General features: G+C 68.5%; 30 protein-coding genes. 13 read left to right on the top strand and 17 right to left on the bottom strand.

Annotated elements, in window-relative coordinates; all coding sequences use genetic code 11:
* Nucleotides 1–23: 23 nt before the first annotated feature.
* The 3 genes from ABEA07_RS01825 to ABEA07_RS01815 all read right to left on the bottom strand — a co-directional run bounded on the left by ABEA07_RS01825 (nucleotide 24) and on the right by ABEA07_RS01815 (nucleotide 2,750).
* Nucleotides 24–950, bottom strand: coding sequence for an NAD(P)-dependent oxidoreductase (locus tag ABEA07_RS01825; RefSeq protein ID WP_345535499.1), 927 nt, complete (start codon nucleotides 948–950; stop codon nucleotides 24–26).
* On the bottom strand, nucleotides 947–1,636 hold the full coding sequence (locus tag ABEA07_RS01820) for an RraA family protein (protein ID WP_345535497.1): 690 nt from the start codon (nucleotides 1,634–1,636) through the stop codon (nucleotides 947–949). The genes ABEA07_RS01825 and ABEA07_RS01820 overlap by 4 nt, the downstream gene beginning before the upstream one ends.
* A 115-nt stretch (nucleotides 1,637–1,751) precedes the next feature.
* Nucleotides 1,752–2,750, bottom strand: coding sequence for a Bug family tripartite tricarboxylate transporter substrate binding protein (locus ABEA07_RS01815; protein ID WP_345535496.1), 999 nt, complete (start codon nucleotides 2,748–2,750; stop codon nucleotides 1,752–1,754).
* Nucleotides 2,751–2,873: 123 nt separating this feature from the next.
* On the opposite strand from ABEA07_RS01815, the gene ABEA07_RS01810 reads away from it, so the two are divergent.
* Together ABEA07_RS01810 and ABEA07_RS01805 are read left to right on the top strand one after the other, a co-directional pair.
* Entirely contained in the window at nucleotides 2,874–3,647 is a 774-nt protein-coding gene (locus ABEA07_RS01810) for an IclR family transcriptional regulator (protein ID WP_345535494.1), read from the top strand.
* Between the two features lie 256 nt (nucleotides 3,648–3,903).
* Nucleotides 3,904–4,206 carry a hypothetical protein gene (locus ABEA07_RS01805; protein WP_345535493.1) on the top strand — a complete coding sequence of 101 codons (303 nt, stop codon included), beginning with the start codon at nucleotides 3,904–3,906 and terminating at the stop codon, nucleotides 4,204–4,206.
* 27 nt (nucleotides 4,207–4,233) lie between these two features.
* Here ABEA07_RS01805 and ABEA07_RS01800 read toward each other — a convergent pair whose 3' ends face one another.
* From ABEA07_RS01800 to ABEA07_RS01785, 4 genes are read right to left on the bottom strand one after another with little or no spacing between them, the layout of a single operon-like run.
* Nucleotides 4,234–5,202 carry a Bug family tripartite tricarboxylate transporter substrate binding protein gene (locus ABEA07_RS01800; protein WP_345535491.1) on the bottom strand — a complete coding sequence of 323 codons (969 nt, stop codon included), beginning with the start codon at nucleotides 5,200–5,202 and terminating at the stop codon, nucleotides 4,234–4,236.
* A 53-nt stretch (nucleotides 5,203–5,255) separates the two neighbouring features.
* Complete coding sequence (locus tag ABEA07_RS01795) at nucleotides 5,256–5,636, bottom strand: VOC family protein (RefSeq protein ID WP_345535490.1); 381 nt, start codon at nucleotides 5,634–5,636, stop codon at nucleotides 5,256–5,258.
* Nucleotides 5,633–6,622 carry a hydroxymethylglutaryl-CoA lyase gene (locus ABEA07_RS01790; RefSeq protein ID WP_345535489.1) on the bottom strand — a complete coding sequence of 330 codons (990 nt, stop codon included), beginning with the start codon at nucleotides 6,620–6,622 and terminating at the stop codon, nucleotides 5,633–5,635. The genes ABEA07_RS01795 and ABEA07_RS01790 overlap by 4 nt, the downstream gene beginning before the upstream one ends.
* On the bottom strand, nucleotides 6,619–7,794 hold the full coding sequence (locus ABEA07_RS01785; RefSeq protein WP_345535487.1) for a CaiB/BaiF CoA transferase family protein: 1,176 nt from the start codon (nucleotides 7,792–7,794) through the stop codon (nucleotides 6,619–6,621). The genes ABEA07_RS01790 and ABEA07_RS01785 overlap by 4 nt, the downstream gene beginning before the upstream one ends.
* A 127-nt stretch (nucleotides 7,795–7,921) precedes the next feature.
* Here ABEA07_RS01785 and ABEA07_RS01780 point away from each other — a divergent pair, with 127 nt between their 5' ends.
* The gene (locus ABEA07_RS01780; protein ID WP_345535486.1) at nucleotides 7,922–8,896 is read left to right on the top strand and encodes a LysR family transcriptional regulator; all 975 of its coding nucleotides are present in this window, start codon (nucleotides 7,922–7,924) and stop codon (nucleotides 8,894–8,896) included.
* Nucleotides 8,897–8,919: 23 nt separating this feature from the next.
* On the opposite strand, the gene ABEA07_RS01775 is transcribed toward ABEA07_RS01780, so the two are convergent.
* Nucleotides 8,920–9,303, bottom strand: coding sequence for a hypothetical protein (locus ABEA07_RS01775; RefSeq protein ID WP_345535485.1), 384 nt, complete (start codon nucleotides 9,301–9,303; stop codon nucleotides 8,920–8,922).
* Nucleotides 9,304–9,599: 296 nt separating this feature from the next.
* Entirely contained in the window at nucleotides 9,600–10,049 is a 450-nt protein-coding gene (locus ABEA07_RS01770) for a CBS domain-containing protein (RefSeq protein WP_345535483.1), read from the bottom strand.
* 142 nt (nucleotides 10,050–10,191) lie between these two features.
* Between ABEA07_RS01770 and ABEA07_RS01765 the strand changes: the two genes are divergently transcribed.
* Nucleotides 10,192–11,502 carry an O-acetylhomoserine aminocarboxypropyltransferase gene (locus ABEA07_RS01765; RefSeq protein ID WP_345535482.1) on the top strand — a complete coding sequence of 437 codons (1,311 nt, stop codon included), beginning with the start codon at nucleotides 10,192–10,194 and terminating at the stop codon, nucleotides 11,500–11,502.
* Entirely contained in the window at nucleotides 11,502–12,314 is an 813-nt protein-coding gene (locus ABEA07_RS01760) for an alpha/beta fold hydrolase (RefSeq protein ID WP_345535697.1), read from the top strand. Before ABEA07_RS01765 ends, ABEA07_RS01760 begins: the two co-directional genes overlap by 1 nt.
* A 3-nt stretch (nucleotides 12,315–12,317) precedes the next feature.
* Here ABEA07_RS01760 and ABEA07_RS01755 read toward each other — a convergent pair whose 3' ends face one another.
* The 3 genes from ABEA07_RS01755 to ABEA07_RS01745 are packed head-to-tail and all read right to left on the bottom strand — an operon-like array spanning nucleotide 12,318 to nucleotide 14,639.
* Nucleotides 12,318–12,980 (bottom strand): NAD-dependent epimerase/dehydratase family protein, encoded by a 663-nt coding sequence (locus tag ABEA07_RS01755; protein ID WP_345535481.1) that lies wholly within the window; start codon nucleotides 12,978–12,980, stop codon nucleotides 12,318–12,320.
* A gap of 13 nt (nucleotides 12,981–12,993) precedes the next feature.
* Nucleotides 12,994–13,368, bottom strand: a complete 375-nt coding sequence (locus tag ABEA07_RS01750; protein WP_345535480.1) for a thioredoxin family protein — start codon at nucleotides 13,366–13,368, stop codon at nucleotides 12,994–12,996.
* 53 nt (nucleotides 13,369–13,421) lie between these two features.
* Nucleotides 13,422–14,639: a YihY family inner membrane protein gene (locus ABEA07_RS01745; protein WP_345535479.1), complete on the bottom strand. Its 1,218-nt coding sequence runs from the start codon at nucleotides 14,637–14,639 to the stop codon at nucleotides 13,422–13,424.
* Between ABEA07_RS01745 and ABEA07_RS01740 the strand changes: the two genes are divergently transcribed.
* The 7 genes from ABEA07_RS01740 to ABEA07_RS01710 all read left to right on the top strand — a co-directional run bounded on the left by ABEA07_RS01740 (nucleotide 14,638) and on the right by ABEA07_RS01710 (nucleotide 20,015).
* Nucleotides 14,638–15,123, top strand: coding sequence for a DUF2069 domain-containing protein (locus ABEA07_RS01740; protein WP_345535478.1), 486 nt, complete (start codon nucleotides 14,638–14,640; stop codon nucleotides 15,121–15,123). The two genes, ABEA07_RS01745 and ABEA07_RS01740, sit on opposite strands and share 2 nt — an antisense overlap.
* Nucleotides 15,120–16,541 (top strand): FAD-binding oxidoreductase, encoded by a 1,422-nt coding sequence (locus ABEA07_RS01735; RefSeq protein WP_345535477.1) that lies wholly within the window; start codon nucleotides 15,120–15,122, stop codon nucleotides 16,539–16,541. The genes ABEA07_RS01740 and ABEA07_RS01735 overlap by 4 nt, the downstream gene beginning before the upstream one ends.
* Before the next feature lie 103 nt (nucleotides 16,542–16,644).
* The gene (locus ABEA07_RS01730) at nucleotides 16,645–16,944 is read left to right on the top strand and encodes a type II toxin-antitoxin system CcdA family antitoxin (RefSeq protein WP_345535476.1); all 300 of its coding nucleotides are present in this window, start codon (nucleotides 16,645–16,647) and stop codon (nucleotides 16,942–16,944) included.
* Nucleotides 16,945–16,948: 4 nt separating this feature from the next.
* Entirely contained in the window at nucleotides 16,949–17,263 is a 315-nt protein-coding gene (locus ABEA07_RS01725; RefSeq protein WP_345535474.1) for a CcdB family protein, read from the top strand.
* Nucleotides 17,264–17,278: 15 nt separating this feature from the next.
* Nucleotides 17,279–18,112 carry a thymidylate synthase gene (locus ABEA07_RS01720; RefSeq protein ID WP_345535473.1) on the top strand — a complete coding sequence of 278 codons (834 nt, stop codon included), beginning with the start codon at nucleotides 17,279–17,281 and terminating at the stop codon, nucleotides 18,110–18,112.
* A gap of 19 nt (nucleotides 18,113–18,131) precedes the next feature.
* Nucleotides 18,132–18,632: a dihydrofolate reductase gene (locus tag ABEA07_RS01715; RefSeq protein WP_345535472.1), complete on the top strand. Its 501-nt coding sequence runs from the start codon at nucleotides 18,132–18,134 to the stop codon at nucleotides 18,630–18,632.
* Between the two features lie 87 nt (nucleotides 18,633–18,719).
* On the top strand, nucleotides 18,720–20,015 hold the full coding sequence (locus tag ABEA07_RS01710) for a lytic murein transglycosylase (RefSeq protein WP_345535470.1): 1,296 nt from the start codon (nucleotides 18,720–18,722) through the stop codon (nucleotides 20,013–20,015).
* A 22-nt stretch (nucleotides 20,016–20,037) separates the two neighbouring features.
* On the opposite strand, the gene ABEA07_RS01705 is transcribed toward ABEA07_RS01710, so the two are convergent.
* From ABEA07_RS01705 to ABEA07_RS01690, 4 genes are read right to left on the bottom strand one after another with little or no spacing between them, the layout of a single operon-like run.
* Nucleotides 20,038–20,373 carry a non-heme iron oxygenase ferredoxin subunit gene (locus ABEA07_RS01705; protein WP_345535468.1) on the bottom strand — a complete coding sequence of 112 codons (336 nt, stop codon included), beginning with the start codon at nucleotides 20,371–20,373 and terminating at the stop codon, nucleotides 20,038–20,040.
* A 46-nt stretch (nucleotides 20,374–20,419) separates the two neighbouring features.
* Nucleotides 20,420–20,893 (bottom strand): aromatic-ring-hydroxylating dioxygenase subunit beta, encoded by a 474-nt coding sequence (locus ABEA07_RS01700; RefSeq protein WP_345535467.1) that lies wholly within the window; start codon nucleotides 20,891–20,893, stop codon nucleotides 20,420–20,422.
* 2 nt (nucleotides 20,894–20,895) lie between these two features.
* A complete protein-coding gene (locus ABEA07_RS01695) occupies nucleotides 20,896–22,158 on the bottom strand; it encodes an aromatic ring-hydroxylating dioxygenase subunit alpha (protein WP_345535466.1) in 1,263 nt (420 codons plus the stop codon).
* A 24-nt stretch (nucleotides 22,159–22,182) separates the two neighbouring features.
* The gene (locus ABEA07_RS01690; protein ID WP_345535465.1) at nucleotides 22,183–23,178 is read right to left on the bottom strand and encodes a 2Fe-2S iron-sulfur cluster-binding protein; all 996 of its coding nucleotides are present in this window, start codon (nucleotides 23,176–23,178) and stop codon (nucleotides 22,183–22,185) included.
* A gap of 85 nt (nucleotides 23,179–23,263) precedes the next feature.
* Here ABEA07_RS01690 and ABEA07_RS01685 point away from each other — a divergent pair, with 85 nt between their 5' ends.
* Nucleotides 23,264–24,172 carry a LysR family transcriptional regulator gene (locus ABEA07_RS01685; RefSeq protein WP_345535695.1) on the top strand — a complete coding sequence of 303 codons (909 nt, stop codon included), beginning with the start codon at nucleotides 23,264–23,266 and terminating at the stop codon, nucleotides 24,170–24,172.
* 246 nt (nucleotides 24,173–24,418) lie between these two features.
* Here ABEA07_RS01685 and ABEA07_RS01680 read toward each other — a convergent pair whose 3' ends face one another.
* Nucleotides 24,419–25,621, bottom strand: a complete 1,203-nt coding sequence (locus tag ABEA07_RS01680) for an MFS transporter (RefSeq protein WP_345535464.1) — start codon at nucleotides 25,619–25,621, stop codon at nucleotides 24,419–24,421.
* Nucleotides 25,622–25,730: the final 109 nt, after the last annotated feature.

Below are 25,730 nucleotides of genomic sequence, written 5' to 3'. Positions count from 1 at the left end.
TCTCCGGGGATGCTCTTGGAGGGTCAGGCGGGTGTCCGCTGCGTCGCCAGCACCGCGAGTGCGTTTCTCGCCGCGGCGACGCCCATGTTGACGTAGGCGTCGCCGGTCACGCCGCCGATGTGCGGGCTCAGCACGAATCCTTTCTGGCCCTGAAATGGGTGTCCCGCCACCATCGGCTCGACGGCGAAACTGTCCAGCCCGGCGGCCATCACCTGGCCCGATTTCACGGCGGCGAGCAGCGCATCCTCGTCGATCAGTCCGCCGCGCGCGGTGTTGACCAGGATCACGCCGCGCTGGGTCTGGGCCAGCGTCTGCGCGTTCACCATCTTGCGGTTGCCATCGCTCAACGGGCAATGCAGGGAGATCACGTCGGACTCGCGCCAGATGTCAGGCATCTCCACCCGCATCACGTAGTCCGGCAAACCCTTGGCGAAGGGATCGAAACCGATCACGCGCATGCCGAGCGCATCCGCCATCCTGGCGAAGCGCAGTCCGATGGCGCCGAGTCCCACCAGTCCGAGAGTACGGCCGCCCAGTTCCAGGCTCTTGTGCGTCGCCTTGTCCCAGTGCCCGGCGTGCATGCGCGCGTCGAGGGACACGACCGACTTCGCGCAGGCCAGCATCAGCGCCAGTGCCTGCTCCGCCACGGCGGCTGCGTTGGCGCCCGCTGCGGCAACGACTTCGATGCCGCGCTCCTGCGCGGCCCGCCTGTCGATGGTGTCCGTGCCGCTGCCGTGCTTGGAGATGACGCGCAGGGCCGGTGCCGCGTCCATCGCCGCGGCGCCGACCTTGCTGTAGCGGACGATGATCGCGACAGGGTTGTGCCGGGCGCAGAGTGCGACGATCTCGTCTTCCGTCGGAGTCTTCCCCGCGAAGACCACGTCGTGGTCGTGCAGGAGTTCGAGCGCCTGCGGCGCCAGGTCGGCGCCCGTGACGAGGATGACGCTCACAGCTTCTCCCCTTCCTTGAGCACGCCCGCGGTGCGCAGCGCGCCGTCGAGCCAGGAAGCGGCCGTGTCGCCTTCCTTGATCGCCGCGATGCGCCTGGCCTCGTCCTGGACCTTCTTGCGCGCCGGGCCGATGAGCGATTCGATCTTCTCGCGCTCGACGACCATGACGCCATCGCCGTCGCCGATGACGAAGTCGCCGGCCCGCACCGTCACGCCGCCCACCGTCACCGGATGGCCGATGCGGCCGCCGATGTTCTTGGTCGGTCCGTTGGGGTTGGTGCCGACGGAGAAGACGGGATAGTCCATCTCGTCGATCTCGAGGCTGTCGCGTACCGCGCCATCGACCACGACACCCGCGATGCCACGCTGGCGGCACGCCGTCATCATGATGGTGCCCATGAGTGCCGAAGTCTGGTCCGCCTTGCCGTCGATGACGAGCACGTCACCGGGCTGGGCCAGCGCGATCGCCGCGTGGATCATGAGGTTGTCGCCCGGCCGCACTTCGACGGTCAGCGCCGGGCCGGCGAGCTTCATGCGGGAACGCAGCGGCCTGATGCGGCCGTGCAATGCGCCGCGGCGCCCTGCCACGTCGGCCAGGATGGCGGGCTGGAATTCGCAGGCCTGCTTCACGATGTCGGCGGGAACGCGCTCGAAGTCGCGAATGATCTCGGGAAGTTGATCGCTCATGGTGTGTCTTTCAATGAAGGAGGTGGGGGGCGGGGCACGGCTTCGCCCCGCCCTGTCGCGCGTGGGCTGACGACAGGCGTTGGCGACGGGGCCGGCGATATCGCGCAGGTGGCGGTCAGTCGACCCTGGCGCCGGAGTCCTTGACGACCTTGCCCCAGCGCACGATGTCGTCCTGGATCAGCTTGCCGAACTGCTCGGGCGTGCCGCCGAGCACGTCGGCGCCCTGGCCTTCGAGCTTCTTCTTGACCTCGGCATCCTGCAGGGCCTTGTTGAAGGCGCCGTTGAGCTTGGCGACCGCGTCCTTGGGCATCGCGGCCGGGCCGGCGATGCCGAACCACGTCACCGCCTCGAAGCCCTTGTAGCCGGACTCGGCGATCGTCGGGACGTTCGGCAGGTCGTTGACGCGCTTGTCCGAGGTAACGGCGAGCGCCCTCATCTTGCCGTTGCGGATGTGCCCGATGAGGGTCGGAACGGACGACATGTACAGCTGGATCTGCCCGCCGATCAGGTCGGTCACGCCCTGCGCCGCGCCTTTGTAGGGCACGTGCGTGAACTTGACGCCGGCGACCTTCTGCAACTGCTCGACGGCCAAGTGGGCCACCGTGCCGCTGCCGGAGCTCGCATAGTTGATGGCCTCCGGCCTGGCCTTGCCGGCCGCGATCACGTCGGCCAGCGTCTTGTAAGGTGAATCGGCGGCGGCGACGAGCACCAGGGGCGAACTCGCGAGCAGGCCGACCGGGGCCAGGTCCTTCTGCGGGTTGTAGGGCAGCTTTGCGTAGAGCGTCGGGTTGATCGCCAGGTTGCTGGTCTGGCCGAGGACGATGGTGTAGCCGTCCGGCGCGGCTTTGGCGGCGGCATCGACGCCGAGGTTGCCGCCGGAACCGGGCTTGTTGTCCACCACCAGGGTCCAGCCTTGCTGCGTGGCGACCTTGTTCGCCACTTCCCGGGCAATGATGTCCGTGCCGCCGCCGGCAGGGAAAGGAACGATGAGCTTGATGGGCCGCGAAGGGTAGGCCTGCGCGAAGGCGGCGCAGGACGCGAGCGAGAGCGCGGCAAGGGCGACGCGGCGGAAGCAGCGCGAGGAGCGGGAATGGGCGGTGTGCGAATGGGGCACGTTTGTCTCCGTGGGATGGTTCGAGGAATCGACTGCTGCAGGCTTGGCCGGATTCTGGAGGCGTGTTCCATTCCATACAATGCTGTTCCACTCCGTGAACCACGAACCATGGCACGAACCTCAATGAACAGGGCTGCCACCCCGACGCCGGGCGCACTGCCCGACCACGACGAACCCGCCGGCGGCGTCACCGCCGTCACGCGCGCCCTTCAATTGCTCGAAGCCTTCGGCATGCACGACCAGCGCCTGTCGCTCGCGGAGCTCACGCGCCGCAGCGGCATGCACAAGACGACCGCGCTGCGCCTGCTGCGCACCCTCGCCCACAGCGGCTACGTGGTGCAGCGGGACGACGGCGAGTGGCGCCTGGGCCCGGCGGCGGGCTGGCTGGGCGCGCGCTACCAGGCGGCCTTCGACGTGAACAACGTGGTCGAGCCGATGCTGCGCGAGCTCACGCAGGCGACCGGCGAGAGCGCGGCCTTCTACGTGCGCGAAGGAAGCATCCGCACCTGCCTCATGCGCGTCGAAGGGCCGCAACCGATCCGGCACCACGCGCGGATGGGCTCGGCCCTGCCGCTGGACAAGGGCTCGCCGGGACGGGTGATCCTCGCGTTCTCGGGCGAGCCCGGTGCCTTGTACGAAGAGATCCGCCAACGCGGCTATCACTTCTCCATCGGGGAACGGGAAAAGGGCGTCGCGACGGTGTCTGCGCCCGTGTTCGGCCTGAACTGGCGGCTGCTCGGCTCGGTCTGCATCTCCGGGCCGGCCGATCGCCTGCCGAAGAACAAGCTGCTGCGGCATGCCAGGACGATCATCAAGGCGGCCAATCAACTGTCCTACGCCCTCGCCGGCAGTTCGACGCCACAGACGCCGAAGGTGGTGTCGGCATGGCATCCGTAGCCGCGTGGCCCTCGTCCTGCCGCCACGGCGTGCGTGAACTACTGCACGCGGCCGCTGGCATGTCGGCAAGGGTTCGCGCACACGCCTGCAACGAACCTGGGCGGAGCAGGGTCGCGCATTCAGCCTATGCCGGACGATTTGTTGCGCCACGCGGCGACTAATGCCACAGTTTCACTGACTTCCGGCGCGGACAATCCCCATTCATCGGCACGAATTGCGCGACGATTGCGCCACACCACGCCGCCCACACACCGACATGCACAAGATCACCGCCGCCCGCCCCGCCGACACCACCACGCGCAAGCGCGCCAGGCTGGTGTTCCGCGCCGCCGACGAGCGTCGCCCCTTCCATCGCGGCGACCTCGCGCTGCACGAGGGTTCGGTGGTGCTGGTCTGCATGTCCGAGCGTGATGCCGGGCCGGAACTGCCGGTGCGCACCATGCATGGCGTGAACCGCAGCGCACGCGTGAAGCACCTGCAGTTGCTGGCCGGCGTCGACACGCAGGAATTCGGCCCCGGCTTCCACGAACTGGCCCACTTCATCGCCGAAGCCGGCTGAGTCCCCTGGCCGCCGGGCAGGGCGTGCTCAGTCCGCCTTGATGTCGGCCGCCTTGATCACCTTCGCCCACTTGGCCAGTTCCTGGTCCACGAACTTGCCCATCGTGGCCGGGTCCATCGACACCGCGAAGGCCCCTTGGTCGTCCACCTTCCTGCGGAAGGCCTCGCTCTCGACGATCTTGCTGATCTCCCTGCCCAGGCGCGCCACCACCTCGGGCGGCGTCTTCGCCGGCGCGAACACGGCGAACCACGAATCCACCTCGTAGCCGGGCAGTCCTGCCTCGGCCGATGTCGGCACGTTGGGCATCGAAGGATGGCGCTGGGTGCCGGTGTACGCCAGCGCCTTCAGCTTGCCGCCTGCGACATGGCCGATCACCGAGGGCGGCGTGGTGATGAACATGTCGACATTGCCCGCGATCAGGTCGTTGATGGCCGGCCCCGAGCCCTTGTAGGGCACGTGCGTCATCGGCTGCTTCGCCTGGCGCGACAGCAGCTCGCCCGCGATGTGCTGCATCGAGCCATTGCCGGAGGAGGCGTAGTTGAGCCCGCCGTCGCCCTTCTTCTTGCCGTACTCGATCAATTCCTTCATCGAATTCACCGGCAGCTTGGCACTCACCGCGACCACGTGCGGCGCGCGCATCACCATCGCGACCGGCACGAAGTCCTTGGTGGGGTGCCACTTGATCTGCTGGAACATCGCCGGATTGCCGACGTGGTAGCCCGAGTACTGCATCAGCAGCGTGTAGCCATCGGGCGCGGCGCGCGCCACGGCCTCGGTGCCGATGTTGCCGCTGGCGCCGGGCTTGTTGTCGACCACCACCGGCTGGCCCAGCGCCCGCGCCAGCGGGTCGGCCACCAGGCGCGCCATGATGTCGGTGGAGCCGGCCGGTGCGGTCGGCACGACGAAGGTGATGGGCTTGGAAGGCCAGGTGTCGGCGTGGGCGGCGGCGCAGGCGAGCGCTGCGCCGACCGCCAGGAAGCGGATGGAACGGGTCATGGCTTGTCTCCTAGGGATGGATGGTCTTGCTCTTTCTGTCGCGGGCCGCGCCTTCAAGGCACGGTCTCGGAAATCTCGACCAGGTTCTGGTCAGGGTCGCGCACATACACGGAGCGGATGCGCGCGACGGCGCCGGTGCGCAGCACCGGACCTTCGACGATCGGCACCCGCTTCTCGACGAGCCGCGCGATCACGGCCTCCAGCGGCACGCTGGCGATGAAGCACAGGTCCAGTGCGCCTGGCATCGGCACCTGGGCCTTGGGCTCGAACTCGCGTCCCTGCACGTGCAGGTTGATCTTCTGCTGGCCGAAGCGGAAAGCCCTGCGGCCCTCGCCGAAGGTCTCCAGCGTCATGCCCATCACATCGACGTAGAAGCGCACGCAGGCGTCCTCGTTCGCGGTGGTCAGTACCAGGTGGTCCAGGTGGTCGATCATGCGCGCAGCTCCTTCGTATCGGGACGGCGAGCGTTCGCGCGCGCCACGATCTGCTCGAAATCGGCCGGCGGCGCATGCCGCCGCAGCCGGGGACCGGCACGCGAGACCTGGCTCGGCAGCGGGTGCTCGACGAGTCGTTCCAGCACGCCGGCCGCATCGAGCAGGCCCGGGAGGTCCATGCCGGTCTCGTAGCCCATGCACTGGAGCATGTGGATCACGTCCTCGGTCGCGACGTTTCCCGAGGCGCCGGGCGCATAGGGGCAGCCGCCGATGCCGCCCAGCGACATGTCGAAACGCCGGATGCCGGCCTCGATCGCGGCCACCGTGTTGACCAGGCCCATCGCACGTGTGTTGTGGAAATGCGCGGTCAATTCCAGCCCCGGGAAGCGCGCCATCGCGGCCGCGCACAAGGTCTGCACCTGCGTGGGATAGGCCATGCCGGTGGTGTCGCACAGCGTGATGCCGGCCACGCCCAGCGCCGCGAAGCGCTCCACCCAGCCGAGCACCGCGTCCGGCGCGACCTCGCCCTCCATCGGGCAACCGAACACGCAGGACAAGGAAACATTGACAGGCACCTTCGCCTGCTTCGCCAGCGCGATCACCTCGGCCAGCTGCGCGAAGGATTGCTCGCGCGTCATGCGCAGGTTGGAGAGGTTGTGCGTCTCGCTGGCCGACATCACGATGTTGAACTCGTCGGTGCGGCTTTCCAGCGCGCGCTCGCCCCCGCGCAGGTTGGGCACCAGCGCGGTGTAGACCACCCCCGGTCGGCGCGCGATGCGGTGCATCACTTCCTCGCCGTCGCGCAGCGCCGGGATGGCCTTGGGCGACGTGAACGATGTCACCTCGATCTTCGCGTAGCCCAGGCCGCCGAGCTTGTCGACCAGCGCGATCTTGTCCTCGGTGGGGACGAAGCGGCTCTCCATCTGGAAGCCGTCGCGGGTCGCCACCTCGTTGATGAAAAGGCGCGTGCCTCGGCCGCCGTTCATCGCGCCCCGCCTTCGGTCTCGGCCCGCACCGGCCAGCCGCCGCCATCCAGCGCCGCGGTGTGCTCGCCCAGCCGCGGCGCGGGATGCGCGATGCGGCCCGGCGTGGCGCTGAGCTTGGGCACGATGCCGGGCACCCTGAGCGTGCGGCCGTCGCGCGTGCGTGCCTCGACGATCATGTCGCGCGCCAGATACTGCGGATCGCTGGCGATGTCCTCCACGGTGTAGATGCGCCCGACCGGCACGCCGGCCTGGTCGAGCGCGGCCAGCACCTCGTCTCGGCCACGCTGCGAGGTCCACGCTTCGATCGCCGCGTCGAGCCGCTCCACGTTGGCCACGCGTCCGTCGTTGTGGCGCAGCGCCGGCTCCTCCTCCAGGTCCGGCCGGCCGATGGCGCGCATCAGGCGGCGGAAGATGCTGTCGCCGTTGCCGGCCACCAGCACGTAGTGGCCGTCGTTGCAGCGGTAGGCGTTGGTGGGCGCGATGCCCGGCAGCGCGCTGCCGGCGCGCTCGCGCACGGCACCGAAGGCGTCATATTCGGGCAGCAGGCTCTCCATCACGTTGAAGACCGATTCGTACAGCGCCACGTCGATGAACTGCCCCTCGCCGCCGTGCGCGGCACGGTGGTAGAGCGCCATCATCACGCCGATCACGCCGTGCAGGGCCGCCAGCGAGTCCCCCAGCGACACGCCCACGCGCACCGGCACGCGGCCGGGCTCGCCGCTGAGGTAGCGCAGCCCGCCCATGGATTCGCCCAGCACGCCGAAGCCGGGCTTGTCGCGGTAAGGCCCGGTCTGGCCGTAGCCGGAGATGCGCAGCATGATCAGCTTCGGGTTCAACGCATGCAGTTGCTCCCAGCCCAGGCCCCAGCCTTCCAGCGTGCCGGGCTTGAAGTTCTCGATCAGCACGTCCGCCTCCAGCGCCAGCGCGCGCACCGCCGCCTGGCCTTCGGTGCTGCGCAGGTCCAGGCAGACCGAACGCTTGTTGCGCGACTGCACCTCCCACCACACCGAGGTCCCGCCCTGCAGCATGCGCCACTTGCGCAACGGGTCGCCGACCTCGGCGGGTTCGACCTTGATCACGTCGGCGCCGAACTCCGCCAGGGTCTTGCCGGCAAAGGGGCCCGCGATGAGCTGCCCGAGTTCCAGGACCTTGAGCCCTTCGAGTGCGTTCATGGCTTGCTTGTCTCTTTCTCTGTTCGGATGGATGGACGCGACTTTAGAAAAGCCGGCGCCATCCCGGAATTGCTCTGACGGCAGCAGGGCTTCGCAAAACGCGAAGGCCCTTCCTAGAATCCCTGCCATGGCCCGCAGCATCAATCCCGCACGCGTCGATTTCGTCACCCTGCGCCTGTTCTGCGCGGTGGCACAGTCGGGCAGCATCACCAAGGGCGCCGAGGCCTGCCACCTGGCGCTGTCCGCCGCGAGCCGCCGCCTGTCCGACTTCGAAAGCGCCGCTGGCTCGAAGTTGCTGGAGCGCAGCGCCCAGGGCATCGCGCTCACGCCTGCCGGCCACGTCGCCGTGCAGCATGCCATGCGCCTGTTCCAGGGCTTCGAGCAGTTCAGCAGCGAACTGGGCGACTACGCCAGCGGCGTCCGCGGCCATGTGCGGCTGTGGGCCAACATGTCGGCGCTCACCGAGTTCCTGCCCACGGCGCTGGCCACCTTTCTCGAGCGGCACCCGGACATCCGCGTCGAGGTGGAGGAGCAGCTCAGCGGCGACATCGTGCGCGCGCTGGTCGACGGCCTGGCCGACGTCGGCGTGTTCGCCGAGAACACCCCGGCCTACGGGCTGGAGGTGATGCCCTTCCAGACCGACGAGCTGGTGGTGCTGTGCGCACGCCAGCACCCGCTGGCGCGCGCGAAGCGGGTGAGCTTCAAGGCCTGCCTCGCCCACGAGTTCGTGGGCCTGAACCGCAGCAGCTCGCTGCTGGAGCTGACCTCGCGCGCGGCCGAGCAGGCCGGCATTCCGATGCGGCTGCGCGTGCAGGTGCGCAGCTTCGACGCGATGTGCCACATGATCGCGGCCGGCCTGGGCATCGGCGTGGTGCCGCTGGCAGCCTGCTCGGCGCAGGTGAGCGTACTGGGCCTGAAGGTGCTGCGGCTCAGCGATCTTTGGGCGGAACGGCGGCTGCTGATGGCGGCGCAGGCGGGTGGGCAGTTGTCGCCGGCGGCGGAGTTGCTGCTGAAGCACCTGGCCGCGTCGGGGCCGTCAGCGATACCCGCCGCGCAGGCGCCGGCCAGCAGGCCCCACGGGACGCGCGGGCGCCGCGGCTGACGCAGCGGGGCACGCATCTGCGCTCAGATCGCGCGCCACGCGTCCAGGCAATGCGCCGCCAGCGCCGTCACCCAGTGCGGCTCCTCCGGATCGAAAGCCAGACCGAAGCGCGGCGAAACCAGGAAGCCCGCGCGCTCGAAGGTGCCCGGGTCCTCGCTGCGCACGAAGGATGCCAGCGCATCGAAGGACACGGTCTGCCAGCCGATGAGGAGGAGCGGCGCCTGCTGGGTGATCTCCTCCAGGCGGCCGCTGTCCTGGAAGCGGTACACCACCGAACCATAGTCCAGTTCGTTCAGGCCCACGCCGTTGCGGCCAGTGCGCAGGGGCTGCCCCCGCGCCTTCAGCATGTCTTCCCACGTGGTGGAGAACGGCGTGCCATCCACGCTGACGAAGGGCACCAGGTTCATGGCTCAGTCCACTGAATCATGGGGCGGAGTAGGCCGGCAATATCACACCCTCATCCGAAGAGAAACTACCATTTTTAGTAGCGATATCGACGGTACGTTGGTGGCCCGCAGCAAGGCGCTGCCAGGCGCCGCCGAAGCGGTGAGCAGCGCCCGCGATCTGGGATGCAAGGCATGGCGCTCGTGACGGCTCGATCCTGACTTACGGCGTCGTCACGGTGAGCAAGGCGCTGGGTTGACGGGGCTGGCGAAAGAAAAGCGCTGGACGATCTTCGCCGGAGCCCGCATTTCGAGAATCCTCAGGACGACTCGTCCTCCGCCGGCCAGTCGCGGATGTAGGCCTTAAGCATCTTGTTCTCGAAGTTCTGGCTGTCCACCACGGCCTTGGCCACGTCGTAGAAGCTGATCACGCCCATCAGCATGCGCTTGTCCATGACCGGCATGTAGCGGGCGTGGCGCTCCAGCATGATGCGGCGCACTTCGTCCAGGTCGGTTTCCTGGGTGCAGGTGACGGGGTGGTCGTCCATGGCCTTGCGCACCAGCGTGCTGCCGACCTGGCCGCCGTTGCCGACGATGGCGACGATCACCTCGCGGAAAGTCAGCATGCCCACGAGATCGCCATGCTCCATGACCACGAGCGAACCGATGTCCTTTTCGGCCATGGTGTTGACCGCCGCGGACAGCGGCGTGTCAGGGGTGACGGTGAAGAGCGCGTTTCCCTTGACGCGCAGGATGTCGCTGACTTTCATCGTGATGCTCCTCTCATGCTCAGGTGCTGATGCCGAATTGAATATAGCCCACAATGGCCGCCCGTCCCCGGCCCTGCCGCCGATGCAGGCATGGCGTGCGTAACGGGGCATTGCAGAAACGCTCCCGCTTCGAAAGGTCCCCATGCCCGGCTACTCCGATCCCGGCTTCGACACGCTCGCGCTGCACGCCGGCGCAGCGCCCGACCCCGCCACCGGCGCGCGCGCCGTGCCCATCCACCTGAGCACTTCCTTCGTGTTCGAGTCGAGCGACCATGCGGCCGCGCTCTTCAACCTGGAGCGCGCCGGCCACGTGTACTCGCGCATCAGCAACCCGACCAACGCGGTGCTGGAACAGCGCGTCGCGGCGCTGGAAGGCGGCATCGGCGCGATCGCGACGGCCAGCGGCCAGGCAGCGCTGCACCTGGCCATCGCCACACTGATGGGCGCGGGCGCGCACATCGTGGCCAGCACCGCGCTCTACGGCGGCTCGCAGAACCTTCTGCACTACACGCTGCGGCGCTTCGGCATCGAGACCACCTTCGTCAAGCCGGGCGACCTGGACGCCTGGCGCGCCGCCATCCGGCCCGAGACGCGGCTGCTCTTCGGCGAGACCGTCGGCAACCCGGGCCTGGACGTGCTCGACATCCCGGCCGTGAGCGAGATCGCGCACGCGGCCGGTGTGCCGCTGCTGGTGGACTCCACCCTCACCTCGCCCTACCTGATCAAGCCATTCGACTGGGGGGCGGACCTGGTGTACCACTCGGCCACCAAGTTCCTCTCCGGCCACGGCACGGTGATCGGGGGCGTGGTGGTCGATGCGGGCAGCTTCGACTGGGAGCGCTCGGGCAAGTTCGCCGAGCTGACCCAGGCCTACGAGGGCTTCCACAACATGGTGTTCAGCGAGGAGAGCACGGTGGGGGCCTTCCTGCTGCGCGCCCGGCGCGAGGGGCTGCGCGACTTCGGCGCCTCGATGAGTCCGCACACGGCCTGGCTGATCCTGCAGGGCATCGAGACGCTGCCGCTGCGCATGGAGCGGCACATCGACAACACGCAGAAGGTGGTGGAGTTCCTGGCCGCGCACCCTTTCGTGGCGCACGTGGGCCATCCGCTGCTCGAATCGCATCCCAGCCACGCACTGGCCAACCGGCTGCTGCGCCATGGCGCCAAGGGCGCGGGCGCGGTGTTCAGCTTCGACCTCAAGGGCAACCGGCAGCAGGGCAAGGTGTTCATCGAGGCGCTCAAGCTCTTCAGCCACCTGGCCAACGTGGGCGACTGCCGCAGCCTGGTGATCCACCCGGCCAGCACCACGCACTTCCGCATGACGGATGAGGCACTGGCGGCGGCCGGGATCTCGCAGGGCACCATCCGCCTGTCGATCGGGCTGGAGGATCCGGCGGACCTCATCGATGACCTGAAGCGCGCGCTGAAGGCCGCGGAAAAGGCGGGTGCATGATGGAACTCCTCGTCGACGGCCACAAGACCTACTGCTACACCGGCGGCAAGCCCTTCGATGCCGCGAAGCCGACCGTGGTCTTCATCCACGGCGTGCTCAACGACCACAGCGTGTGGATCCTGCAGAGCCGCTGGTTCGCCCACCACGGCTGGAACGTGCTGGCGGTGGACCTGCCGGGGCACTGCCGCAGCGAAGGCCCGCCGCCCACCAGCGTGGAGGCGGCCGCCCAGTTCGTGCTGGCGCTGCTCGATGCGGCAGGCGTCGAGAAGGCGGCGCTGGCCGGCCACAGCTTCGGCTCGCTGATCGCGCTGGAGGCCGCGGCACGCGCGCCCGAACGCGTCACGCACCTCGCGATGGTGGGCACGGCCTACCCGATGACCGTGTCGCCCGCCCTGCTCGAAGCTTCGCTGGACGACCCGCAGCGCGCCATCGCCATGGTCAACAGCTTCTCGCACTCGATGCTGGCGCCGCCGCCCTCCACGCTGGGGCCGGGCACCTGGCTCTACGGCGGCTCGCGCGCGCTGATGCGCCGCGTGCTGGCGAGCAACCGCGAGGTCAACGTGTTCCACGTCGGCTTCAAAGCCTGCAACGACTACGCCAACGGCGAGGCCGCGATGGCCGCGGTGCAGTGCCCGGTCCTGTTCGTGCTGGGCCGCTCCGACCAGATGACGCCGCCGCGAGCCACCCAGGCGCTCGCGGCGAAGGCGCGCGACGGGCGGACGGTACAGGTCGCGGCAGGACACGCGCTGATGAGCGAGGCGCCGGACGAGGTGCTGTTCGCGCTGCGCGACTTCTTCAGCGCGGCGCGTTGATCGTCAGCGCAGCGCGTTGATGTCGGGCACCTCCACCAGCGGCGTGGGCGCGCCGTGGCGGGCCGCGGCCAGCATGGCGCGGCCGACCTGCTCGCTGGTCGTGACGCGGTTCGGCCACAGCCAGCGCACCAGGCCGAACACGGGCGTGGCCAGCACGTAGATCACGCGGTACAGCGCCGTCCTGGAGCGCACGCCGTTCATGGGCTGGATGAAGCCGGGGCGGAACATGTAGGCGGCCCGGAAAGGCAGGCGCATCAGCGCGTTCTCGGTCTCGCCCTTGACGCGGGCCCACATGCTGGGGCCGCGTTCGGTGCTGTCGGTGCCGGCGCCGGAGACGTAGATGAAGCACATCTGCGGATTCAGCCGCACCAGCACGCGGGCGGCGGCCAGCGTGAGGTCGACGGTCACGCGGCGGTAGTCGGCCTCGCTCATGCCGACCGAAGACACGCCGAGGCAGAAAAAACAGGCATCGTAGCCGGCCAGCCGGTCCTCGACCTCGCCGTAGTCGAGCATGTCCGGCACCACCAGTTCCTCGAGCTTGGGATGGGCCTGGCCGGTCATGCGGCGCCCGACGCTCAGCACCTGCATCACGCCGGGGTCGAGCAGGCATTCGCGCAACACGCCCTGCCCCACCATGCCGGTCGCGCCGAAGAGCAGGACCTTCATGGGCGGCCGTTCGTCAGGTGCTGACCTCGAAGCGGCCCGGGTCGCGCCCCAGCGCGGCGATCAGTGTGCGCACCTCCGGCGCCGGCGGCTGTCCGGCCTGCAGCGCGCCGAGCATGCGCGACAGCGTCTCGGCATGCGGCAGCAGCGGGCCGAGGAAGCGGGTGCCGGATTCGCCGGCCACCAGCAGGGTGGGAAAGGTCTCGACGTCGAAGTCGTCGGCCAGGTCGGCATGGTCCTCGATGTCGACCCAGGCGAAGCGGAACTGCGGATGCGCCCGCGCCACCTGCTCGAACAGCGGCCGGTACTCGCGGCAGCTGCCGCACCAGTCGGCGCAGAGGCAGACCACCCACAAGGTGTCGCCGGCGGCATCCAGGGTGGCGGGGGTCATGGAATCGTTCAAGGCTGGATGAAAGAGATGGGAGCGAAGCGAAAGCCCGGTCATTATCGATACGGCAGCAAATCCTGCAGCAGCAGCGATCGCAAGGGGCCTTTCTGCCACAGGTTATCGAGGGGCGGCGCCTGCGGCAGCAGGAGTTCGCGCAGCAGCGGCTCCAACGGGGTGCGGGCCGGGTCGGCCAGCAGCACGTAGCGCGGGTCCTCGTCGTCCGGCTCTTCGGCCAGCGGCCCGACCCAGTCGAGCGCCACCAGCGTCTCCAGCACCGGCGCGAGTTGCAGCGCGTCGACCCGCATGCGGGCGACCAGCTCGGCCGCGCCCAGCCCCCTGGCCTGGGAATCCCGCGCCTGCGCCAGGTGCTGCAGCACCTCCACGGCCAGTTGCAGCGGCCAGCCGGCCATCCCGCCGCGTCGCGCCACGCCGGCCAGCAGGCTGGGCAGGTAGGCGGCGATCACGGCGCCCAGCAGCACGATCACCCAGGCCACGTAGATCCACACCAGCAGGATCGGCACCGTGGCGAAGGCGCCGTACAGCACCGAATAGGTGGGCACCAGGCTCAGGTAGTAGCCCAGCACCCGCTTGGCGAGTTCGATCGCGGTCGCCACGAAGAAGCCGCCGGCCCAGGCGTGGGCCCATTTGACGGTCGTGTTCGGCACGTAGTGATAGAGCGAGGCCATGCCGCCGGCCAGCAGCACGAATTCGAAGGTGTCGAACACCAGCTTGAGGATGCCGCGGCCGACCCACTCCCGCGAGACCGAAAAAACATAGGCGGTGGTGCTCAGGCTCAGGGCCAGCACCAGCGGGCCGAGGGTGATGGCGGCCCAGTAGATCAGCACCCGCTGCGCGAAGGGCCGCGGCCTGCGCACCCGCCAGATGTTGTTGAGCGTCTTGTCGATGGTGAGGATCAGCGCGATCGCCGTGGCCAGCAGCACCACCAGGCCGGCCACGCCCAGCTCGCTGGCCTTGCTGGCGAACTGGTGGAGGTAGCCCAGCACCTGGCGCGCGATGTTGTCGGGGATCAGGCTCTCGATCAGCCAGCGCTGCACCCGCCCCTGCATGGCGGCGAACATGGGAAAGACCGTGAACAGCGCCAACGCCACGGCGAAGAAAGGCACCATGGCGATGGTGGTGGTGAAGGTGAGGCTGCTGGCGGTGAGGCCCAGGCGGTCCTCGCGAAAGCGCTCGCCCAGCACCGCCGCCGTGTTGCCCCAGGGAAACTGCGAGAGATCCCTCCAGAGTTGCCGGCGATTCATGGCGGCTATCATGCCACCGGGTCTTCTGCCAGCCGGCGCCGACCGCCCCGATTCCGCCGACGTGAACGCTTCCGCCACCCCCTTTTCCGTCTCAGCCACGCGCTGGCTCGCCGCCGGCAGCCTGCTCGGGCTGATCGCGCTGGGCCTGGCCTGGGAGCTGTGGCTGGCGCCGCTGCGCCCGGGCGGGTCCTGGCTGGCGCTCAAGGTGCTGCCGCTGGCGATCCCGCTGGCCGGCATCCTGAAGAACCGCATGTACACCTACCGCTGGGTCAGCCTGCTGGTCTGGCTCTATTTCACCGAGGGCGTGGTGCGCGCCTGGAGCGACGCGACCGGCGCCAGCCGCGTGCTCGCGCTGGCCGAGGTGCTGCTGTGCCTCGCGCTCTTCGCCGCCTGCGCCTGGCATGTTCGCGCCCGCCTGCGCCACGCCAGGACCCGCGGCCACGAAGGTACTCCAGTGGACGCCGCACGGCTGCACGAAAGCGGAGGTTCCCCATGAAGACCGTGTTGATCGAAAAACTGCGCCGCATCGTCGGCGGCGCCAACGTGCTGAGCGAGGGCGACCTCGCTGCCTGGGAGCAGGATTGGCGCAAGCGCTCCCGCGGCAAGGCGCTGGCCGTGGTGCGCCCCGGCAGCACCGCGCAGGTGGCCGAGGTGGTGAAGGCCTGCGCGGCAGCAGACACGACGATCGTGCCGCAGGGCGGCAACACCGGCCTCGCCGTGGGCTCCATCCCAGACGAGAGCGGCACCCAGGTGGTGCTGAGCCTGCAGCGCATGAACGCGGTGCGCGAGGTGGATGCCGCCAACCTGACGATGACGGTGGAGGCCGGCTGCGTGCTGCAGTCGCTGCAGGAGACCGCCGAGAAGGCCGGCTTCCTGTTTCCGTTGAGCCTGGCAGCCGAAGGCAGTTGCACCATCGGCGGCAACCTCGCGACCAATGCCGGCGGCACGCAGGTGCTGCGCTACGGCAATGCGCGCGAGCTGTGCCTGGGCCTGGAGGTGGTCACGCCGCAAGGCGGCATCTGGGAAGGCACCAGCGGCCTGCGCAAGGACAACACCGGCTACGACCTGCGCGACCTCATGATCGGCAGCGAGGGCACGCTGGGCATCATCACCGCGGCCACGCTGAAGCTGTATCCCCTGCCGGCGGCGCGCCTGACCGCCTGGGCCGCCGTGCCCACGATGGAACAGGCGGTGGAACTGCTGGGCCTGGCCCACCGGCGCCTGGGCGCCGGGCTCACCGGCTTCGAGGTGATGGGCCGCTTCGCGCTCAGCCTGGTGGCCAGGCACTTCCCGGCCCTGCGCGTGCCCTTCATCGAGGACGACGGCGTGCCCTACTGCGTGCTGCTGGAGAACTCCGACAACGAATCGGAAGAGCATGCGCGCGCGCGCTTCGAGGCCCTGCTCGAAACGGCCTTCGAGTCCGGCTGCGTGAGCGACGCCGTGGTGGCCGAGAACCTGACCCAGGCGCACCAGCTGTGGCACGTGCGCGAAAGCATCCCGCTGGCGCAGGCCGAGGAAGGGCTCAACATCAAGCACGACATCTCGATCCCGGTGTCGCGCATCCCGGCCTTCGTGGCCGAGACCGATGCCCTGCTGGAGCGCGAGATGCCCGGCGTGCGGCTGGTGAACTTCGGTCATCTTGGCGACGGCAATCTGCACTACAACGTGCAGGCGCCGGCCGGTGCGCCCAACGGGGACTTCCTGCGCGACCACGAGGAGCGCATCAACGATCTGGTCTACGAGGCGGTGCGGCGCTTCGGCGGCTCCTTCTCGGCCGAACACGGCGTGGGCTCGCTGAAGGTCGAGACGCTGGAGGCGCACAAGTCGCCGGTGGCACTGGAGATGATGCGCGCCATCAAGCGCGGGCTGGATCCGCAGAACCTGTTGAATCCGGGGCGGGTGATACGCAGTTGAAGATCGTGTCGGCCAGCACGGCGGGACTTGCTGCTTGAACCGGTCGCACGCAGGGTCCATGCGCGTAAACTATGCGCATTCCTCACGCTCAAGGAGCCTGTGCATGCTTCGCTTCGACAACGCGCCTAAGAAAGCCGCGAACCTCTCACTCAACAGCAAGGTGCTGGAGATGGCACGCGAACTTGGCATGAACGTGTCGCAGACGGTTGACGCCTTGCTCGCCAAGGAAGTCGAGCGGGTCTACTGGGCCCAGTGGAAGGAGCGCAACAAGGAGGCCTTGGAGCAATACAACGAGCGCATCCGCAGCGAAGGCATCTGGGGTGCGAAGTACCGCACCGTCGCGCGCAGCCTGGGTGACGGGCGGCTAACGGCAGAGGCGGGTGGCAAGAAGAAGGCTGCCTGAGACCATGGCGCGCTTCGACGTGTATGCCAACCCCGACAAGTCCGAACACCGGCACACACCGTTCGTCCTCGATGTCCAGAACGACCATCTCGATAGTGTCGAGACGCGAGTGATCATTCCCATGCGCGATGCCCGCGTCCATGGCGCCCGGCTGGAGCGCATTCACCCCCTATTCCACATCCAGGGACGCGAGGTCGTGCTAGATACGCCCACCATTGTCACCTTCCCCCGCGGCTGGCTGCGCAGCCCCGTCGCCAGCCTGCGCACGGAGCAGTACCAGGTGCAGGATGCACTGGACGCGCTGTTCGGCTCCTACTGAAACCAGCTTCATTCCATGACCACCCGCCCCATCCGCTCCCAATACGAAGACTTCATGCGCCACGTGGCCACCCACGGCGTCTACAAGAGCGATCGCACCGGCACCGGCACCAAAAGCGTGTTCGGCCACCAGATGCGCTTCGACCTGAACGAGGGCTTTCCGCTGGTCACCACGAAGAAGGTGCACCTCAAGTCCATCATCGTGGAGCTGCTGTGGTTCCTGACCGGCTCCAGCGACAACAACTGGCTCAAGGAGCGCGGCGTCACCATCTGGGACGAATGGGCGCGGGAGGACGGCGACCTGGGCCCGGTCTACGGCGTGCAATGGCGCAGCTGGCCGACACCGGACGGCGGGCACATCGACCAGATCCGCCAGGTGATCGACACCCTCAAGACCGACCCCGATTCGCGCCGCATCATCGTGAGCGCCTGGAACGTGGCCGACCTGCCGAAGATGGCGCTGATGCCATGCCATGCCTTCTTCCAGTTCTACGTGGCGCCGCCGCAGAAAGACGGCGAACGCGGCCGCCTCAGCTGCCAGCTCTATCAGCGCAGCGCCGACATCTTCCTGGGCGTTCCCTTCAACATCGCCAGCTACGCGCTGCTCACCCACATGGTGGCGCAGCAGTGCGACCTGGACGTGGGCGACTTCATCTGGACCGGCGGCGACTGCCACATCTACAGCAACCACGCCGAGCAGGTGGCGCTGCAGCTCAGCCGCGAGCCCTACCCCTATCCGACGCTGCGCATCAAGCGCAAGCCGGACTCGATCTTCGACTACCAGTACGAGGACTTCGAGATCCTGGACTACCGCCACCACGATCCGATCAAGGCGCCGGTCGCGGTGTAGTCAGTCCAGAATGTCCGCCATGACCTCCACCCGCATCAACCTCATCCTCGCCCGCGCCGCCAACGGCGTGATCGGCCACGAGGGCGGCATTCCCTGGCATCTGCCGGAGGACATGGCCCACTTCAAGCAGCAGACCGCCGGCGCGCCGGTAATCATGGGGCGCAAGACCTGGGACTCGCTCCCGCCGCGCTTCCGGCCGCTGCCGGGGCGGCGCAACATCGTGATCACCCGGCAGCCGGACTGGCAGGCCGAAGGCGCCGAGCGTGCCGAAGGCCTGCGCGAGGCGCTGGCCCGTTGCGAGCAAGCCGAGGAGCCGGAAGTGTGGGTGATCGGCGGCGCACAGATCTACGCCGAGGCCGAGCCGCTGGCCCAGCGCGCCATCGTGACCGAGATCGACCGCCACTACGAAGGCGACGCCTGGGCGCCGCGCTTCGACACCTCATGGCGGGAGACGGCACGCGAGTCGCACGTGGCGTCCAACGGGCTGCGCTACAGCTTCATCACGCTCGAGCGGCCCTGAGCGCCGCGGCCCTGCCGGGCATCCGCATCAGCATCATCATCGCCGCGCCTACACGCCCGGCTGCTGGCGCGGGCGAGAATGGGCCGGATGCCACCGATCGCACGTTCATCGCTGCGCCGCGCGCGGCTGGGCCTGGCCCTTGTGGCCACGCTGCTCGGCGCCTGCGCCACGGCGCCGTCGCCGCCTCCTGCAGCCGGAGTGCCGGCACCGGCAGCAGCGCCCACCCCTTCGACGCCCACGGCCACCAACGAGACGCAGAACCCGCAAGGCTTCGCGCAATGGATCAGCGATTTCCGCGACACCGCACGGGCCGCAGGCGTCGGCGAGGCGACCTTGCACGCAGCCTTCGACAACCCTCGGTATCTCCCGAGCGTCATCGAGCAGGACCGTGCGCAGCCCGAGTTCACGCGCGCGGTCTGGAACTATCTCGACAACGCGGTCTCGGCCCAGCGCATCGCGGCCGGCCAGGACAAGCTGCTGCAGCTGCGCAGCGAGGCCGACACGGCAGCGGCGCGCTACGGCGTGCCCCCCGAAATCCTGATCGCCGTCTGGGGCATGGAGAGCAATTACGGCAGCAACTACGGCAGCACCTCGACCATCGACGCGCTGGCCACGCTGGGCTTCGAAGGGCGCCGCGCGGAATGGGCGCGGGGCGAGCTGCTCGCGGCCTTGAAGATCCTCGACAGGGGTGACATCGGCAGGGAAGCCATGATCGGCTCCTGGGCCGGCGCCATGGGCCAGACGCAGTTCCTGCCTTCGAGCTTCCTGGCCTACGCGGTGGACGCCGACGGCGACGGCCGGCGCGACATCTGGGGCAGCATGGCCGACGTGATGGCGTCGACCGCGCACTTTCTCTCGCGCGCCGGCTGGCAGGCGGGTCAGCCTTGGGGTGCCGAGGTCCGGCTGTTTCCCGGCTTCGATCCTGCCCGCGCCGATCCGTCGATCCGCCAGTCGAGCACGCAGTGGGCGGCCGAAGGGCTGCAAAGTGCGGACGGCCAGCCATTGCCTGTCTTCGCCGACGCATGGGTCCTGCTGCCGGCCGGCTCGCGCGGCCCCGCCTTCCTGGTCGGCCCCAATTTCCGCGCCATCCTGCGCTACAACAATTCGACCAGCTACGCGCTCGCGGTGGGACTGCTGGCGCAACGCATCGCCGGCGGCCCTGGCGTGCAGGCCCCCTGGCCACGCGAATTGGCCATGTTGACGCGCAGTCAGATGATGGCGCTGCAGACCGCGCTCAACGAACGCGGCTTCGCCAGCGGCGTGCCCGATGGCGTGATGGGGCCGGCCACGCGCGAAGGCGTGCGGCGCTATCAACGCAGCATCGGCCTGCCCGCGGACGGCTTTCCGACCCTGGAGCTGCTGCAGCGCTTGCAGCCGCCTTGATCCGCGGTTTCTTGCGCCGGTCTCACCCGCCCAGCGCCAGGTAGACCCGCCCGCCCTCGATTTTCACGGGGTAGGTGCGGATGTCCTCCGTCAGCGGTGCGCACATCGCCTTGCCGCTGCGCACGTCGAACCGGCCCTGGTGCAGCGGGCACTCGATCTCGTGGCCTTCGAGGAAGCCGTCGCACAGGCGCGCCTGGCCGTGGGTGCAGGTGTTGCTGGTGGCGTAGACCTCGCCTGCCACGCTGTAGAGGGCGATGTCCAGGCCGCCGGCCTCGACGCCCAGCACGTCGTCTTCGGGCAGTTCGTCGACGGCGGCGGCGTCGGTCCATTCGGTGGCCGTGGTGGTGGTGGTGCTCATCGTGATTCGTCCTTGTCTTGCTTGCGCGGCAGCCCGGGGCTGGGCGTCATATCGGATAGATGATGGAGTTCGGGATCATTTCGCTGTCGTAGACGACGAGCCGCGAAGAGAACTTCAGGCCCTCGGGCCTGCGCACGACGGTGTCGATGTAGCGGCCCACGTTGAACACCGTCGACAGCTCGCTCAGCTTGGTTCGGAACACCGCGTAGTTGGCCTCGCTGTGGATGGTCCCGTCGGCGTCCACCTTGTGCACCAGCGGCTGGCCCACCACGTGGCGCTGGTAGTACGGGTCGTGGAACAGGGTCTCGCGGATGCCGTAGACGCGGTCTTCCAGCATGCCGCGGCTCTCGAAGGACAGCGTGGCCAGCGGCAGGCCGCGCTCGTGGTTCTCGCGCGGCTGCAGGCGGTAGCTGCAGTCCTCGGTGAAGAAAGCCGGCCACAGGTCCCAGTTGCCGGAATCGACGGCACGGGCGTAGTCGGCGTAGAGCTGGTTCAGCGCGAAGTAGTCTTCGAAGTTCATCGTCAGGCCTCCATCACCTCGCGCCAGTACTTGTACATGCCGCGGATCAAGGTCTCGGTGACCATGTGGTCGGCGTCCTCGACTTCGCGCCCGCCCAGTTCGGCCAGCGTGCGGTGGTAGGGCTTCTGCTCGAAGCCCTGCTGCGAGAACTCGATCACCTCGCCGTCGTCTGCCGAGACGAAGCCGGCCGGCCCGAAGAGGTTGGCCTGGCGCAGGCGGCGGCGCTGCATCTCATCGGTGTCGTCCTCGAAGCCGAAGTGCGTCCAGACGAAGTCGAAGGCATCGTGCCCCACCGGCTGGATGTGGCGGGTGGAGACGCTGTTGACCTGCTGTTGCAGGATCACGCTGGGGAAGAGCGTGGTCATCACCGCGGTCGGGCCGCCCCACCATTCCTCCGGCACGATGTCGAGGAAGCGCGGGTCCTTCAGCTGCATGCCCTCCTTGAAGCTGGAGACCTGCGTGACCTGCGCCGCCTTGCCCGCGCTGCCCCGGGTGGAGATCATCGCCGCGTGGCGGCCGCGCGCGTCCATCCTGAGTTCCGACTTGTTGTCGGCGCGCCAGAGGCCGAAGGTGACGAACCAGGTGTGCAGCAGTCCCGGGTGGTACGGGTCCTTGATGTTCTCCTGCATGAGCTTCCAGTTGCCGGGTATGCGCTGGCGGTTGTAGCCCAGGATCTTCAGCTTGCGGCCGTTGAAGAGGCGGTCGAAGTAATGGAGGATCGCCGGCCCCATGAAGTCTTCCAGCGATTCGACTTCGTGGTCGAAGGAGGCGAAGACCACGCCGCCGCGGGTGGCCACCTTCAGCTTGTTGAGCCCGTTCTCCTCGGTCTTGAAGTCGGCCGGCATGCCGCCGTTGACTTTGCCGTCCTGCTTGACGCCGCGCCGGAAGGGCACGCCCTGCAGGTCGCCCTTGAGCGAGTAGTTCCATTGGTGGTAGGGACAGACGAAGTCCTTGCGGTTGCCCTGGCGCTCGCGGCAGAAGCGCATGCCGCGGTGGGCACAGACGTTCTCGACCACGTGGATGCCGCCCGACTCGTCGCGCACCATGATCACCGAGCGCTCGCCGATCGCGGTGCGCTTGAAGTCGCCCGCGTTCGGGATCTCGGCCTCCAGGCCGACGTAGCACCAGTGCTTGTTGTAGAAAAAGCGCTCGAGTTCCTTCTTGTGCAGTTCTTCCCCGGTGTAGGCCATGAAGGGGATGCGGCTGGTCTTCTCGGACTCCCAGCGCAGTTCCTGCGGGAAAACGGTGAATGGGGCGGTGGTCATGGAGTCTCCTTGTCTTGGGCGGGCTCATGCGGCCTGCGGATAGAAGGCATCGGCGTGGATCTTCTCGATCGGCAGGCCGCGCTCCTGCAGCAGCCGGGTTACGGCCTCCACCATCGGCGGCGAGCCGCAGAGGTAGGCACGCCAGCCCTCGAAGCCCTGCGGCCAGTCGCTGCGGATGGCGTCGGTGATCAGCCCCTGGCGCATCCCCGGGCGCAGCGGGCCGGCGACGCCGACCACGTGCACCTTCAACGCCGGGTGCAGTGCCTGCAGTTCGCGCAGGTCTTCCAGGCCATAGACGTCGGCCTGCGAGCGCACGCCGAAGTACAGATGGATGGGATTCGCCATGCCGGCCTCGATGGCGCCGCGCACGATCGCCAGCACCGGCGCCAACCCGGTGCCGCCGGCCGCGCAGAGGATCGGGCCCACGTGGCGGGTGCGCAGGTAGGCCGCGCCCAGCGGGCCGCTGACGCGCACCGCGTCACCGGTCCTGAGCTTCTCGAACACGTAGTCGGTGACGCGGCCGCCGGGCACGCGCCGCACGTGAAACTCGAGTTCGGCATCGCCGCACAGGCGCGCCATCGAATACGGTCGCGCGTGCTCGGGCGCGAACTGCAATTGCGCGTACTGGCCCGGCGAGAAGGACAGCGGCCTGGCCGGCTTCAGCCGCAGCCGGCGGATGTCGTGCGTCAGCTCGTCGATGCCGGCGATGGTGGCCTTGACGATGCGGGCCGGGTGGACCACCACCTCGTCCGGCTCGGGAATCTCGATGGTGCAGTTGCCGGTCAGCGTGCTCTGGCAGGCCAGCACGTGCTGCTCCCGCGGGCCGTCGGGACGCAGCGCGCCCTTCCCCGTTCCGGCATCGAGCACCTCGCCCTCGACCACCTTGCAGCGGCAGGTGCCGCAGCGGCCCGCCATGCAGCTGTACGACACCGGCACCTGGTGCTCGCGCAGCACCTCCAGCAGGTTCGCCCCCGGCTGGACCGGGATGGTGCGCGCAAGGGGTCGAACATGCAGTTCCATGGCGGACGATCATCCGCGCCCTCGCATTATTGGCCAATAGAATTCCGTGAATTCATCAAATCACTGCGATGAATAAAGGTTCATGATGGAACTCAAGGACATCGATCTCAACCTGCTGCTGGTCTTCGATCGCATGCTTGCGGAAAAGCGGGTCTCGGCGGTGGCGGAAACCCTGGGCCTGTCGCAACCGGCGATCAGCAACGCGCTGTCCCGGCTGCGCCGCGCGTTCGGCGACCCGCTGTTCCTGCGCACCGCGCGCGGCATGGAGCCCACGCCTTTCGCGCTGCAGCTGGCCGAGCCGGTGGCCTACGCGATGAGCGCGTTGCACGGCGCGCTGAACCAGCACGCGGTGTTCGACCCGGCCAGCAGCACGCGCGCCTTCACGCTGGCGATGACCGACATCGGCGAGATCTACTTCACCCCGCGCCTGATGGACGCGCTCGCGCGCAGCGCGCCGGGCGTGACCATCAGTACGGTGCGCAACACCGCCATCAATCTGCGCGACGCGATGGAGGCCGGGCAGGTGGACATCGCGATCGGGCTGCTGCCGCAGCTCAAGAGCGGCATCTTCCAGCGCCGGCTGTTCCTGCAGCGCTACGTGTGCCTCTTCAGCGCCGCGCATCCCCTGGCGGCGAAGCCACGGCTGTCGCTGAAGGACTTCAGCACGGCGGAGCACCTGCTGGTGAAGGCGGCGGGCACCGGCCACGGCCAGGCCGACGAGGTGATGGCATCGCAGGGCATCGTGCGGCGCGTACGCCTGACGGTGCCGCACTTCGTGGCCGTCGGCCACATCCTGCGCTCCACGCCGATGATCGCCACGGTGCCGGAGCGGCTGGCGCACAGCATTGCCGGGCCCTTCGGGTTGGTCTGGCGGGCGCATCCGGCCAAGCTGCCGGAGATCGCGATCAACTGCTTCTGGCACACGCGCTTTCACCGCGACCCGGGGAATCAGTGGTTGCGGGGGGTGATCTTCGAGCAGTTCGCGGATGGGTGAGATGTCGGGTGCGTGCTGCACGCCCTCGGGTTTGCGTGCGCCTCGGGGCTGCATGCGCCGCAGGGCGGCTGCGTGCGGCGGCGCCGCAGAACTCGCTACGTGCCCCTTCGGTGCACTCCGCTCAAACAGCTGCGGCGATTCAGCGCAAAAAGCCTCCAGCCCCTCTCCGCCTTCGAACTGCACAGCACGTGGCGCCACGGAGGGCTGCGAAGGATGGAGGTTGCGAACGAACGAGGAAAAAGAGGCTCAGTGACCGACAGGCACGGCCCCGGCGGCACGCACCGGGATGCCGGCCCGGCGGTCCAGCATGCCGCTCCAGTGCGTGAGGGCCAGCGACACCAGCACGACCACGGCGCCGATCCAGGGCGTCTGCATCAGCCCCAGGTGCGTGACGATCAGGCCACCCGCCCAGGCGGCGCCGGCGATGCCGAAGTTGAAGGCCGCGATGTTCAGGCCCGAGGCCACGTCCACCGCCTGCGGGGTATAGCGTTCGGCCTGCTTGACCACGTAGACCTGCAGCCCCGGCACGTTGCCGAAGGCGACGGCGCCCCACAGCAGCACCGTGACGACGGCGAGCCACCCGTGCGGCGCCGTGAAGTTGAACAGCAGCAGCACCGCGGCGAGCAGCGCGAAGATGATCCGCAGCGCGGGAATCGGGCCCCGGCGGTCGGCCAGGCGGCCGCCCCAGATGTTGCCCACCGCGACCGAGACTCCGTACACCAGCATCACCCAGCCCACGGCGCCCGCCGAGAAGCCCGAGACCTCCTGCAGGATCGGCGCCAGGAAGGTGAAGGGAATGAAGGTGCCGCCATAGCCGATGGCCGTCTTGGCATAGACCAGCAGCAGGCGAGGTTCGGCCAGCACCTTCGCCTGTTGCAGCAAGGACGCCGGTGGCGTATGGCGGATGTTGCCGGGCACGAAGATCCAACTGCCGACGAAGGCGATCACGCCCAGCGCGGAGACAGCAAGAAAGGTCTCGCGCCAACCGAAATGCTGGCCGATGAAAGTTCCAAGCGGCACGCCGGTGACCAGGGCCACCGTCAGGCCGGTGAACATGATCGCGATCGCACTGGCCGCCTTCTCCTTCGGCACCAGGCCGGTGGCGATGGTCGAGCCAATGGAGAAGAACACGCCGTGCGCGAGGCCGGTGAAGACACGCGCCACGATCAGCGCTTCGTAGCCGGGCGCCTGCCACGCAAGCAAGTTCCCGGCGGTAAACAAGGCCATGAGCCCGAGCAGCAGCGCCTTGCGCGGCATGCGGCCGGTGATGGCGGTGAGCACCGGCGCGCCGACGGCAACGCCGAGCGCATACAGGCTGACCAGCAGGCCGGCCGACGGCAGGCCGATGCCTAGATCCGCCGCGACAGTGGGGATGAGGCCGACGATCACGAACTCCGTCGTGCCGATGGCGAATGCGCTGAGGGTCAGCGCGAACAATGCAATGGGCATGGAACACTCCTGTGAAGGCCAGGAGTGTGGGACCGCGATCGTTGCAGAAAAAGCGGTCTTTTCTCACAAGATAATTGACTTGAAATCAACAATCATTCTGCACGGCAGC

The sequence above is a fragment of the Variovorax defluvii genome (genome assembly GCF_039541515.1).
In the GTDB taxonomy this organism is placed as follows: domain Bacteria; phylum Pseudomonadota; class Gammaproteobacteria; order Burkholderiales; family Burkholderiaceae_C; genus Variovorax; species Variovorax defluvii.
The sequence above is the reverse complement of the archived record's forward strand: the minus strand, read 5'-3'. Positions and strand labels throughout refer to the sequence as shown.

Bases quoted from the DNA above. Each gene is read 5' to 3' on its own strand.
- ABEA07_RS01715 (WP_345535472.1), top strand. From the start codon at position 18,132: ATGACCTCCACCCGCATCAACCTCATCCTCGCCCGCGCCGCCAACGGC.
- ABEA07_RS01705 (WP_345535468.1), bottom strand. From the start codon at position 20,373: ATGAGCACCACCACCACCACGGCCACCGAATGGACCGACGCCGCCGCC.
- ABEA07_RS01805 (WP_345535493.1), top strand. From the start codon at position 3,904: ATGCACAAGATCACCGCCGCCCGCCCCGCCGACACCACCACGCGCAAG.
- ABEA07_RS01745 (WP_345535479.1), bottom strand. From the start codon at position 14,639: ATGATAGCCGCCATGAATCGCCGGCAACTCTGGAGGGATCTCTCGCAG.
- ABEA07_RS01770 (WP_345535483.1), bottom strand. From the start codon at position 10,049: ATGAAAGTCAGCGACATCCTGCGCGTCAAGGGAAACGCGCTCTTCACC.
- ABEA07_RS01695 (WP_345535466.1), bottom strand. From the start codon at position 22,158: ATGACCACCGCCCCATTCACCGTTTTCCCGCAGGAACTGCGCTGGGAG.
- ABEA07_RS01795 (WP_345535490.1), bottom strand. From the start codon at position 5,636: ATGATCGACCACCTGGACCACCTGGTACTGACCACCGCGAACGAGGAC.
- ABEA07_RS01780 (WP_345535486.1), top strand. From the start codon at position 7,922: ATGGCCCGCAGCATCAATCCCGCACGCGTCGATTTCGTCACCCTGCGC.
- ABEA07_RS01730 (WP_345535476.1), top strand. From the start codon at position 16,645: ATGCTTCGCTTCGACAACGCGCCTAAGAAAGCCGCGAACCTCTCACTC.
- ABEA07_RS01720 (WP_345535473.1), top strand. From the start codon at position 17,279: ATGACCACCCGCCCCATCCGCTCCCAATACGAAGACTTCATGCGCCAC.
- ABEA07_RS01710 (WP_345535470.1), top strand. From the start codon at position 18,720: ATGCCACCGATCGCACGTTCATCGCTGCGCCGCGCGCGGCTGGGCCTG.
- ABEA07_RS01800 (WP_345535491.1), bottom strand. From the start codon at position 5,202: ATGACCCGTTCCATCCGCTTCCTGGCGGTCGGCGCAGCGCTCGCCTGC.
- ABEA07_RS01725 (WP_345535474.1), top strand. From the start codon at position 16,949: ATGGCGCGCTTCGACGTGTATGCCAACCCCGACAAGTCCGAACACCGG.
- ABEA07_RS01760 (WP_345535697.1), top strand. From the start codon at position 11,502: ATGGAACTCCTCGTCGACGGCCACAAGACCTACTGCTACACCGGCGGC.
- ABEA07_RS01820 (WP_345535497.1), bottom strand. From the start codon at position 1,636: ATGAGCGATCAACTTCCCGAGATCATTCGCGACTTCGAGCGCGTTCCC.
- ABEA07_RS01685 (WP_345535695.1), top strand. From the start codon at position 23,264: ATGGAACTCAAGGACATCGATCTCAACCTGCTGCTGGTCTTCGATCGC.
- ABEA07_RS01690 (WP_345535465.1), bottom strand. From the start codon at position 23,178: ATGGAACTGCATGTTCGACCCCTTGCGCGCACCATCCCGGTCCAGCCG.
- ABEA07_RS01790 (WP_345535489.1), bottom strand. From the start codon at position 6,622: ATGAACGGCGGCCGAGGCACGCGCCTTTTCATCAACGAGGTGGCGACC.
- ABEA07_RS01765 (WP_345535482.1), top strand. From the start codon at position 10,192: ATGCCCGGCTACTCCGATCCCGGCTTCGACACGCTCGCGCTGCACGCC.
- ABEA07_RS01735 (WP_345535477.1), top strand. From the start codon at position 15,120: ATGAAGACCGTGTTGATCGAAAAACTGCGCCGCATCGTCGGCGGCGCC.
- ABEA07_RS01700 (WP_345535467.1), bottom strand. From the start codon at position 20,893: ATGAACTTCGAAGACTACTTCGCGCTGAACCAGCTCTACGCCGACTAC.
- ABEA07_RS01680 (WP_345535464.1), bottom strand. From the start codon at position 25,621: ATGCCCATTGCATTGTTCGCGCTGACCCTCAGCGCATTCGCCATCGGC.
- ABEA07_RS01785 (WP_345535487.1), bottom strand. From the start codon at position 7,794: ATGAACGCACTCGAAGGGCTCAAGGTCCTGGAACTCGGGCAGCTCATC.
- ABEA07_RS01755 (WP_345535481.1), bottom strand. From the start codon at position 12,980: ATGAAGGTCCTGCTCTTCGGCGCGACCGGCATGGTGGGGCAGGGCGTG.
- ABEA07_RS01810 (WP_345535494.1), top strand. From the start codon at position 2,874: ATGAACAGGGCTGCCACCCCGACGCCGGGCGCACTGCCCGACCACGAC.
- ABEA07_RS01775 (WP_345535485.1), bottom strand. From the start codon at position 9,303: ATGAACCTGGTGCCCTTCGTCAGCGTGGATGGCACGCCGTTCTCCACC.
- ABEA07_RS01740 (WP_345535478.1), top strand. From the start codon at position 14,638: ATGCCACCGGGTCTTCTGCCAGCCGGCGCCGACCGCCCCGATTCCGCC.
- ABEA07_RS01750 (WP_345535480.1), bottom strand. From the start codon at position 13,368: ATGACCCCCGCCACCCTGGATGCCGCCGGCGACACCTTGTGGGTGGTC.